The sequence below is a fragment of the Binatus sp. (SeqCode) genome (assembly GCF_050013435.1).
Classification (GTDB): domain Bacteria; phylum Desulfobacterota; class Binatia; order Binatales; family Binataceae; genus Binatus.
This window is the reverse complement of record NZ_JBEKFG010000101.1, coordinates 1-10,610: the sequence shown is the minus strand read 5'-3', so window position 1 is coordinate 10,610 and position 10,610 is coordinate 1. Positions and strand designations below refer to the sequence as shown.

Genomic DNA, 10,610 nt, shown 5'->3' with positions numbered 1-10,610 from the left:
TCGTCGAGTTCGCGGATCGTCAACGCCGGCGGCTTCTGCAACGACACATGCTTGCCTGCTTGCAACGCGGCGATGGCAACCTCGCGATGCAAGTGGTGTGGTATCAGGATCTCCACGGCGTTCACGTCGGAGTCGGCGAGAAGCTGGCGATAGTCACGATAGGTCTTCTTTGGTTGCCACTCCTGCTGTCGCTGACCTAGTAGCGCTTCGTCGTTGTCACAGATTGCTGTCAGCTCCGCGCGCGAGTGATCGCGATAGCCCAGGACCTGCAGGCTGGCGATGCGCCCGCAACCAATCAGACCAACCTGTACGCGTTCGAGCGGCTTCATACGGCGCTTATCTCAAATCGTGTGTCACCTGTCCATGACGGATCGGACAGTTGGTTCGGTCGTAGCGACTCCTGGATTCGGTCCGGGCAGGGGTGACCCCTGCACTCAATGTTAAGGCCGCGCTCCGTTGTCGCGCGCGGGCAGGGGTCACCCCTGCAACCCACGGTGGGTTCCGCATTCAATTAGCAACGGAAAATCTAAATGGAAATCCCGGCTTACACGTCACCGGTGTTGTGATACTGTCCTCGCCGAGGAGCATGGAGAGCGGATTGGCGAAGCCGTATAGCTCTGCGGGACCTTCGCAGTGAGCGCAAGCTTGCCGGCCGATGCGCCGGCTGCCGAATCGACCAACCTCGCAACGGCGGCGCCCTCGCCGCTCAAGCGGGTCTCACTTTTCCATTACTCACCCGCCTTAATCTTCCTGGCCATCGTCGTTGCGGATCTCACGCGGCTGGCGGACCCGGACCTATGGGGTCACGTGCGATTCGGACAGGACGTGCTCGCGCAGCGCCACCTGATTTTTTACGATCCGTATTCGTATTCGGCGCCGGGACATCTGTGGCTCAACCATGAATGGCTGAGCGAAGTCCTGATGGCCGCGACATACAACGCCTTCGGCACAGTCGGACTCAAGCTGATGAAGTTCGCCTGCTCGGCTGCGACGATCCTTTTCCTCGCGCTGGCGTTGGAGGAAACCGAATCGCCGGCGCGCGTCCAGTTCGCCATCCTCATCGCCGCCAGCACGCCCCTGGCTACCCACCTCCAGTTCCGACCTCAGATCTTCACCTTCGCCCTGATGAGTGCCATCCTCGCGATTCTTTCCCGCTACAACTACCGTGGCCGCGCCCCCGTGTGGCTCGCGATTCCGATTCTCGCGCTATGGGCGAATCTGCATGGCGGCTTCATCATGGGGCTGGCCGCGCTGGGCACGTTCACCGCCGTGGTCTTCGCTCAGGACTTGCCGGCTCGCCGCGGGATACGGCGCGCGATGTGGCTGTTGGCGATCACCGCCGCTTCCACGATCGCGACGCTCGCGACTCCCTACGGCGTCGGTACCTGGCAGGCCGTCATCCATGCGCTTGGGAACCCGCATACGCGCACGGCCATCCTCGATTGGCTATCGCTCCCGCAATCGTTGCTTTTTCACTGGAGACAGGAGGGCGTCGCTGGCATCGCCGTCAAGATCGTGGCGCTGGCGATGTTCGTGGCGCTCGGCGTGACCTTCATTCAGACGCCGCGCGGTGGCGACATTGCGTTGATTTCCATCGCGGCTCTGATGATCGCAGCCGCATTCCTTGCGGTCAGAAATCTTCCGCTTGCGGTGATCGCGACGGTTACTCCGCTCGCGCGGCATACCACCCTGGCGCTCGAGGCTCGTCGCAAGCGCCTGGGGTTGCCGATCACGCATGCGAAAGACCGCTCTCCAACGATAATTCAGTTGGCGGTCGCGGTTGCGGCGTTCGAGCTGCTGATCCTGACCGGGCTTTTCTCGAAAAAGATGGCGGCAGGCGATCCTTATCCGGTCGGCGCGATTTCTTACCTGAACGAACATGGCTTGAGCGGCAACATCCTGGCCGACTTCCAATGGGGCGAGTACGTCATCTGGCACATGCCGCCGGCCAGCAAAGTCTTCATCGACGGGCGCTACGACACCGTGTATCCGCCCAAGGTTATTGACGATTACCTGCCGTTCACCAGCGGGGAAGCCGCCGGCAAGGAAATTCTGGTCAACTATCCGCACGATTTCGTCCTCGTTGGGCAAAAGAACGACCCCGCGTACAAACTGATCGTCGCGCAACCCGGATGGAAGCAGATCTATCGCGACGATTCCTGCGTCCTGTTCGCCCGTGACACTTCGGCCGCGGCAAAGCTTGCGCCCGTAACCGTTTCGGTCAAAGACACCCCTGCGAATTCTTTCCCTTGATTTCCCCGCCTTCGCGGCATTTCAGGTGATATGAGGATTTTAAAACCACCGAGTGTCTAAATTCGGCCTACGCCGCGCGTCTCAGGGCATGTAAGGAACCGGCGGCGGCCCAAGCTGCGTTGCCAGGATGCGCTGCGCGTCGTGGACGAACTCCACCAAACGGGCGCGGGTCTCGCGGGGATCTATGATGTCCTGGCCGGTCGCCTCTGCGGTGAGGAAGGGCGAGGCGAGCGCGTCTAGCCGAGCTTCTATCTCCTGGCGCTTTTGCTCCGGCTCGGGAGCAGCCTCGATCTCGCGTCGATAGGCTGCGGACACGCCCCCGGCAATGTGCATCGAGCCCCAGGTGGCTGACGGCCACGCGAAACGGCGGTACATGCCCGACGGCCGGTGATGGCATTGACCGGCGACCCCGAACAACTTGCCGATGACGATGGTGATCCAGGGCATGCGGCTCATGCACACGCTCGCCACCAGTCGCGCGCCGGCGCGCTCGATGCCGAGTTTTTCGGACTCCGGGCCGACCATGAAACCAGGCTCGTCCGCCAGCGAGACCAACGGCAGATGAAACGTGTCGCAGAGCTGAATCAACCGTATCACTTTCGACCCCGCGGCAACGTCAGTCGCACCGCCGTAATGCCGCGGACTGTTGGCCATGATGCCCACCGGATAGCCGTCGATGCGTGCAAGGCCGGTGATGCGCGCACGTCCGTAACGTGGTGCGATCTCGAAGAACGAGCCGCGGTCCACAACCATGTTCAGCAGTTTGTGCGCATCGTAGATCTGGCGTCGGTTGCGCGGCACAATCGTCAGAAGCGCTTCTTCCGCGCGAAGCGGGTCATCGTCCGCCGGTCCGCGCGGCGCGGGTTCGTTCACGTTCGACGGCAGGAAGGAGAGGAATCGGCGGATTTGTGCGAACGCGTCGGCCTCGGTCTCCGCGAGGTTGTCTATGCACCCGCTGACGCGCGTATGGATGTGATCGCCGCCGAGTTCCTCCTTGGTGATGTCGATGCCGAGCGCTGCCTTTACGACCGGCGGGCCACCCGGGAAAATCTGGCTAATGTCCTTCACCATGACGCTGAAATGGGCCAAGCACGCATAGATCGCCGGCAACCCCGCCACCGAGCCAAGCACCGCCGAGACTGTGGGCACCAACGACAGCGCCTGCACTTCGTAGATGGTCCAAATGTTGCCGTCCGGCAGGTAGGTGCGGCCGATTTCCTCGAACGACCGCACGCTTCCGCCGGAGGCGTCGAGCAGGCGGATGTAGGGCAGCTGCCACTCGATCGCCCGCTCCGTGACCGAAAGTTCCTGGCCTATGCCGCCGCGCGCTCCGCTGGAACCCCCGCGCACCGTGAAATCGCCAGCGGTGACAAATGCCTTGCGGCCATCGAGGGTGATCGTGCCGTTGACGAAGGGTTTCGGCGTGAAGCCGGTCAGTTCGCCGCTTTGGTAAGTGCCGACGCCTGAGAGCGCCATGAACTCGCGAAAACTGCCCGCGTCTGCCAGAGCTGCGATTCGTTCACGCGCGGTGAGCTTGCCCTGGCGGCGCTGGCGGGCTATCCCCTCAGGGCCGCCCATTGCCGCAGCCATCGCCTCCCGGCGCCGCAATTCGTCGATTTCCTTTTGCCAGGACATGCGGTTTTCCTTTTCCTCGATCCGGCCCCCCCGGAACTGCTCCCACTATTCCCTCAGACGCCGGCCGGGACGTTTGTGCCTGCGACTGCGCATTCGCAATCGCCCTCAGCGTCGGCGAATGGGGGAAACCTGCGGATCGGATTGTCTTCAGGTGTCTCCACGATCAACTGCTGATGACGAGCAGGGTCTCGCCTTCCGCTACGGTCGCGCCTTCCGCTACGAGGATCGACTGGATAACGCCGGCGAAAGGTGCGGCGACGGGGATCTCCATCTTCATGGAAGCGAGAACCACCAGAGTGTCGCCCTCGCAAACCCGATCGCCCACCGAGATGTCGATTTTCCACACTATCGCGGAGAGTTCCGACCTGATGTTGTGCGCACTCAAGCGTTGCGTATCCTTTCGGCAAACCCGGATACTCACGGCCGAATCGAAACAAGCGTTCTCACCCGTATCTTTAGGCGGCACCTTGTCAAAACCTAGTCCGCCCATAACTCGTTGGCAAATCTGGCCGTGTCCATTCTCAAAACCTAATCCGCGGCCGCGCGAAGCTCTCCGCCCGCGCCCGCATCGTCAGATCGGGTTCCCCTGTCATTCGATCGCGCCGCGCGGCGGAATCCAAGCGCAAAATCGATTGCGGCAGATGGCGCATTTTCAGGGGCGGTTTCAGGCTAGTCTCGGGGCGGAACACTTCGCAGACACAAGCGCCGAATCATCCGCACAGACGCGCGATGATTTCGAGGCAACCAGCTCGGCTATCTGGTGCAGGGCAAAGATTCAGCCCGCGACGCGTCGGTCACGTCGAGATGTCGCGCGTTGAAGCGCGGTCGCGTGTGTAGATAGTCGCATTTGTGAGCGTTGCCGAGCGCAAACTCCGAGTGTACGGTCGAGCGTCGCGTGGTGCGTCAGAGAGCTTTGCTCAGGCGATGCGCGCACCGACGCGTCGCGCTTGGCGCTACCTAGACGGAACGTTCATGCCCGAGTCAGAAAAGTCCGAAGCCTATCTCGCGGAATACGAACGCTATGCAGCAGGCGGCTAGGCGCGAGCGCGCTTTGCGACGCGGGACGAACGTGGTCGATTCCTGTCAAACGAAGAGGAGAATACCAGATTGACGAAACGTGCGAGCAAGCCGACGGCTTTGGTCCGCGGTCGCGTTCTTGTAAGTCTGTTCCTTCTGCTTCAGGCCCTTCTTCTACTGGCCGCGCAGGATTCCCACGCCGGGGTGATCCTTTGGCTGGAAGGAGGGCCGACGTCCGACGGGATCGAAACAACGAGGGACCATGAAATCGAAATTATTCAAGGGCACAAGGGATGGCTTTTTAGCAGCGGGCAGCAATTCGAAGAGATCTCGCAGGCGACGTATGCAGTCGTTGACGATCTCGATAAAGGCATCCGGACTCAAATCGATTACCGGCACAAGAAATACTCCATCGAGAAGCCGTTTCCGAGTCCTGTGGATGGCGCTGGCGGGCAACCCGTTGGCGTCGGCGAGCTGAAGCCGACCGGGAAGCATCGGAAGATTGCCGGCTATTCCTGCGAAGAGTACATGGGCGCTCGTGTGTCAGCTCACTTCGGACCCCTGACTGAGGTCGATTGCGTCTCACATGACGCACCCGGTGTCCGGGAATACAATCAGTTCATGATCCTCTTGAACCGACTATACGAGGATGCGGGCTACAGTGACGGATCTCTCGGGGGAGCTTACCCTGGCATCTGGTCTCCGCAAGGAATAGACGATATCCCTCTAGAAACGGATCCGCCGGGCGCGCGCGTGGGATACGTGGTCAAGAGAATCGAGTCCAGAGAGATACCAGCTAGCCAATTCGAAGTGCCCGCAGGCTTTGTACCAGACGAAGCCGGGGAGTAAAACACGAACTGCGTGGAGGGATCAAATTGGTGCGATCGCGACGCGCGGCGCACAGTAGTTATGAAAGTCTTTTTGGAGCCGAACGCTAGGGCGAGTCGGGGATGAAATCCTTGGGACCGCGATAGAGCGCCGACCAAAGGGAAGTAACTCCCGCCGCATTGCCGCTCCAGAACACGACCCAAAACAACCACTCAGACGAGCGACCGGCAAGACCGGAGAGAACCAGCAGCACGATGGCGGCGCCGGCGGTTAAAACCGTGGCCCCCGGCCATTTCAGATAATCGGCGCGGCCCGCCCAGACTCCCAGCGCGGCGAGCGCGACTCCGCTGGCCGCGAGGATTGCGCCGTGCGCTTCAAGGATGCCGGGGTCAAGAACGGCGAGACAGACCAAGCATATCGCGATTAGCGTGCCGAGTAAGTCCTGGACCATCGGAAATCTTCTCCCTTCGATGAAGCCGCGTCAGATAACGCCAAGTGACCGGCGGGATCATCAGATAGATCGCGCAACTGACGGCGATCATCACCTTCCATCCGAAATACAGTGGCGTGTACACAACCACCGTCGCGGTGATCGCACATAAGGCGCCGTAGCTTAGACGGCTCCAGGTTTTCAGCCGGGGACGGCCCCACAGGCGCGACAGACAATACAGAAGACCATAGGCTCCCGCGGCGGCGACGAATGCGCCGAGCAGGAGCGCGGTTGCTACCATTGCACGCGGCGTCATGATCCGGCCGCGGCCATCGCCTCCCGCGCACCGACCTCTTGCCGCCTGCCGATCGCGATCAGATCGTAAGCCAGTACCGCGTAACCGCAAGCGAAGACCATCCCGAAGACAAAGCGCGCCCACATGCCCTCGATGAACCATGGGCGCCCCTGCATCGACAGATATGCGTTCCAGGTGGAACCACCGATGGCCCGTTCGAAGAAAGCCTGATCGATCCCGGCCACCAGCAACGCCCCCACCATCCCGAGCATTCCGACATTGAGCAGCGCAAACGACCACTTCCACGCCCGGCCGTCGAGTCCGTCGCATCCACGGCTCTTGGCGAGCGCGAGATAGAACACCGCGATCACGCCGCATCCGTACGCACCCCAGAAGGCAAAATGGCCGTGCGAGGCGGTCCACTGGGTGCCGTGCGAATACATATTGATTTGCGGCAGGGTCATCATGAAGCCCCATACCCCGCCGCCGATGAAATTGCCGAACGCTTCGGCCAGCGTCCAATAGAAGGCGGGGCGATTAGCCGCCTGCAAATGATGGGTACCCGCGTCATATACCGCATGCACCACCATCCCGAGCAGCGGGATGGGTTCGAACGCCGAAAAGACGCCGCCGATCGTGAGCCAGTATCGCGGCGTTCCAATCCAGAAGTAATGGTGGCCGAGTCCCAGAATCCCGGTGCCTAGCACCATCGCAACTTCCACGTAAAGCCAGCTCTCGACCACCCGCCGCGAAGCGCCGACCATGTGGATCAGGGTCCATGCCATTATGCATCCGATTAGCACTTCCCAGGTCGCTTCGACCCAGAGATGGACCAGCCACCACCACCAGAAAAGGTCCTGCGACATGTTGGACATCTCGGGGAAGGCGTCGAAGTACAGCACGAGCAAAGGGACCAGATCGGCGATCAGGACGAGGAGTATCCCGGTGGTCCTGCGTGCCTTTATCGTGGTCGCAACCACGTTGTAGGCAAGCGTCGCTGCGACCACCACGATGCCGACCGCGGCCCATCGCGGCGCCTCGACGTATTTCCGCCCCTGGTTGATGAACCACATCGACCATTCGCTGGCGGTGCCGTATTGAACAAAAATAAATACCAGCACCACTACCGTGACCGCCGCGCAGAACACCCAGAAAAGCAGTTCCGCCAGCCCGATACCCTCAACCTCGCGGTCCAGCTCCTGGGGAAGAAACCAGTAGATCGCGCCGATGAACCCCATGAGCAGCCATATCACCAGTCCGTCGATGTGAACGATCTTGGCTGTGCTGAAATTAAAGACGTTCAGGAGGAAACCGGGAAGAATATAGTAAATCGACGAGAGCAGGCCGAAAACGATCATCGCACCGAACATTACGGTCGATGCCGTGAGGTATTTGAGCCCGAGCCGCTGCGACCGATACATAGCTGCCCTCCTATTGGGGAGCGGGAGCGCCGAACCTGTCCGGAAATCCGTTGGTGTCCACCGCCGACATCCACTTCAAATAGGCGACCGCGGCTTCGGCCTCATCGCGTTGAAGATGCAGGTTGGGCATCGGCCTTGCCCCGAGCCGCAGCGGGCTCATCAGGAACCTTGCCAGCTTGTCCGCGCGCTTTGGTCCGGGGAAGCTGGCCCATACCGGGTCCATCCACGCGCGGGTGAGATCGGGAGCATAATATGCGCCGTTGCCGAAAAACGTGTGACAATCGATGCATGCGCGGCTTTGAATGACCTGCTTGCCCTTAGCGATCAGTGCCGCAGCCTCGTCCGCGCTGTACTTGTGTCCGAAGATGAGATCCTCACCCCCGATTTTCGGCGCATACTCGCCGCGGGCCGGGTCGTATTGATAGGTGACAGTGCTGTTGATTACATCGTAGGAAGGGACGCGCGGGCCGCCGGGGCTGATTTGCCTTAGAGTGTCGATCGTAAGCGCCACGAGGACCACTGACATGAACAGGGTCGTCGCGATTGCACCGGCTTTCCAAAACGAAGGGTCTTGCGTGTACAAGTGAATTTCCCTTTTTCTTAAAAGAACTCCGGCAGTTTACAAACTCGAACTCGCTATTTCCACCGCACCCCGCTAGGGAACGGCGTGGAACATGCCAATTGCGCCCTTGTAGGCGCGCGCGATCGCGTGATCGACGAATGGATAATCGCCCGGCTCGCGGACGCGGAATTCGAAGATCGCGCCGTCGCCCGGCCCCACCTCGAAGCTCTGCAGGCCGTGAAACGCGTTGGCGGGATTCCCACTGCGATACACACTGCTGAAAATCGTTCCAACCACATGGAACGTCGAAGTCCGATTCGGACCGGCGTTCACAAAAAAGACGCGCACCAGCTCGCCCACCTTGATCTGGATCGGGTGGTCCACGTACTGCTCGATCTTGCCGTTGAACACCACGAAGTCCGGCCGCTCGTCCATCATTCGCTTACTGTCGCCCGACACCAGCCCGTTCTTGTCCGGATCGCCGTAAAACTCGCCCTGCTCGATCGTCACCTCATGCGCGGGCGGCCATCCGCCCTTAGGATCGACGATCATCATGCCATACATGCCGTTTGCGATATGGGTCACCATCGGAGGTGCACTGCAGTGATACATGAACGCGCCCGGCACGTTGACCACGAAGGTGTATGCAAGGTCGCTCTTGCCGGGGACCGGCGCAAAATGCTTGCTCGGCGCTAGCTCGGCGGCGTGGATGTCGAGTCCGTGGGCAACGTCCGAATCGTTGACGAGATGAACGCTCACCTTGTCGCCCACCGTGGCGCGCAGCACCGGGCCGGGAACCGTGCCGCCGTAGGTCCACGCATCGTAGGTCAGCCCGGAACCGATATCGATTCGCTTGTTCTCAACCCGGATCGTGAAATTCCGTTCGGCTGCCGACGCGCCAGCGCCGCCCAGCACAAGCATTGCCGCCGCAATCAAAGATGCCCGCGCGATCCTCCCGCGTATCCTTCCTGACGCCATTATGGCTCGGCTCCTTTATTTTCCGATTCAGTCGCGCCCGACAGGCTTGCGGGTGGAACACCCGGCCGCCGCCAAAGCGCGATCGCCGGTCTATCCAGGATAAATTTCCTTTAGAGAATCCAAAGTCTTGTGGAACTGCTCATGCCTGCCTGCTCCGATGCGCTCGATTTCGAGCCGCTCGAATTCCTCCAGCAGCCGCCGCTGGCTGTCCGCCGACAGGCGCGCCTCGGCCATCGGAAACAGGACATTGTTTTCCTTGAAGATGTGGGCCTGCAAAAACGCGCTGTAGCCTCGCCCGCTCGCAATCACCACGGCCGCGGCGGCGTGATCGCCCGAGCGATGCTTTTGCCACGCGGCGGCCATTTGCCCGATGAGCGCGCGGCCGTGTTCATGCTCACTCAGCATCACGCCGATCGGCCCGCCGGCCCTGGGGATGCCGGCCGCTTCCAGCGCGGGGAAGAGGAATTGCTCCTCCTTGCCATGGTGGCATTGGTCGGCGAACACCTGGATGAACTCCAGCACCTGGCCGAAATGCTCCGGATTGATCTCTTCGCCGTTGGCCAGCCGCTGGCATAGTTTCTCGAGAATCGAGAGGGCCAGCGTTATCGCTTCGTGTTCGTGGCGCAATTGCTCGGTCGCTGTCATGTGCGTTGCTCTCGTCCCCACACGCAGGAGACGTGCCAAGAAATGGAAACTCGCCTTGGCCTTTAAAGATGTATTTAATTTACAAGTTTGACGTTATCAGCTTTGTGCCATGACTCCAAGGGCTACAGATACCCTGTCGCCGTTGGCTACATCTTCTTGCGAAAGTTCCGCCTGACACCACGACGCGGAAGCGCGGGAGTTCTGCGGCGCGATTACATTGAAAATGGGAGTTTGCGCCCGCCCTAATTCACAGCCCTGGGCGTGATTGCGTGAGTCGGCTTCGCGGGCTTGATCTTCAACAGGCGGACCAGGCCCGCGCGCTCCGCCACCAGATCGGCCAGCGTGAACCGATCCAGAACCCCAAGAAAGCTGTCGGACGCCTCTCCCAGCACGCCGGCCAAAACGCACGAGCCGGTGATGACGCATCGGTTGCCGCTCCGAAAGCATTCCACCAATTGCATCGGGCCTTCCGTGTATCGCACCACCCGCCCGATGTTGATTTGCTTGGGAGCGTGCTCCAACACGATCCCGCCACCCTTGCCCCGG

Annotated in this window: 11 protein-coding genes; 2 read left to right on the top strand and 9 right to left on the bottom strand. The window is 60.9% G+C overall.

The window, feature by feature from the left end; genetic code table 11:
- The coding region (locus ABSB13_RS15635) for a Gfo/Idh/MocA family protein (protein ID WP_428110170.1) at positions 1 to 329 on the bottom strand (329 nt) is incomplete at its 3' end.
- 304 nt (positions 330 to 633) lie between these two features.
- Between ABSB13_RS15635 and ABSB13_RS15630 the strand changes: the two genes are divergently transcribed.
- A complete protein-coding gene (locus tag ABSB13_RS15630; protein ID WP_428110169.1) occupies positions 634 to 2,253 on the top strand; it encodes a hypothetical protein in 1,620 nt (539 codons plus the stop codon).
- An 81-nt stretch (positions 2,254 to 2,334) separates the two neighbouring features.
- Here ABSB13_RS15630 and ABSB13_RS15625 read toward each other — a convergent pair whose 3' ends face one another.
- Positions 2,335 to 3,843, bottom strand: coding sequence for an acyl-CoA carboxylase subunit beta (locus tag ABSB13_RS15625; protein WP_428110167.1), 1,509 nt, complete (start codon positions 3,841 to 3,843; stop codon positions 2,335 to 2,337).
- Positions 3,844 to 4,051: 208 nt separating this feature from the next.
- Complete coding sequence (locus ABSB13_RS15620) at positions 4,052 to 4,273, bottom strand: biotin/lipoyl-binding carrier protein (RefSeq protein ID WP_428110166.1); 222 nt, start codon at positions 4,271 to 4,273, stop codon at positions 4,052 to 4,054.
- A gap of 722 nt (positions 4,274 to 4,995) precedes the next feature.
- Between ABSB13_RS15620 and ABSB13_RS15615 the strand changes: the two genes are divergently transcribed.
- Positions 4,996 to 5,754, top strand: a complete 759-nt coding sequence (locus tag ABSB13_RS15615; RefSeq protein ID WP_428110165.1) for a hypothetical protein — start codon at positions 4,996 to 4,998, stop codon at positions 5,752 to 5,754.
- Between the two features lie 85 nt (positions 5,755 to 5,839).
- On the opposite strand, the gene ABSB13_RS15610 is transcribed toward ABSB13_RS15615, so the two are convergent.
- From ABSB13_RS15610 to ABSB13_RS15585, 6 genes are all read right to left on the bottom strand, one after another.
- A complete protein-coding gene (locus ABSB13_RS15610) occupies positions 5,840 to 6,184 on the bottom strand; it encodes a hypothetical protein (protein ID WP_428110163.1) in 345 nt (114 codons plus the stop codon).
- Between the two features lie 291 nt (positions 6,185 to 6,475).
- Positions 6,476 to 7,879, bottom strand: a complete 1,404-nt coding sequence (locus tag ABSB13_RS15605; protein ID WP_428110162.1) for a cbb3-type cytochrome c oxidase subunit I — start codon at positions 7,877 to 7,879, stop codon at positions 6,476 to 6,478.
- Between the two features lie 10 nt (positions 7,880 to 7,889).
- Positions 7,890 to 8,462, bottom strand: coding sequence for a c-type cytochrome (locus tag ABSB13_RS15600; protein ID WP_428110161.1), 573 nt, complete (start codon positions 8,460 to 8,462; stop codon positions 7,890 to 7,892).
- A 72-nt stretch (positions 8,463 to 8,534) separates the two neighbouring features.
- Positions 8,535 to 9,377, bottom strand: coding sequence for a multicopper oxidase domain-containing protein (locus tag ABSB13_RS15595; RefSeq protein WP_428110159.1), 843 nt, complete (start codon positions 9,375 to 9,377; stop codon positions 8,535 to 8,537).
- 132 nt (positions 9,378 to 9,509) lie between these two features.
- A complete protein-coding gene (locus tag ABSB13_RS15590) occupies positions 9,510 to 10,064 on the bottom strand; it encodes a hemerythrin domain-containing protein (protein ID WP_428110157.1) in 555 nt (184 codons plus the stop codon).
- Positions 10,065 to 10,306: 242 nt separating this feature from the next.
- Positions 10,307 to 10,610 (bottom strand): RrF2 family transcriptional regulator (locus tag ABSB13_RS15585; RefSeq protein ID WP_428110155.1); only part of this gene is annotated, 304 nt, incomplete at its 5' end.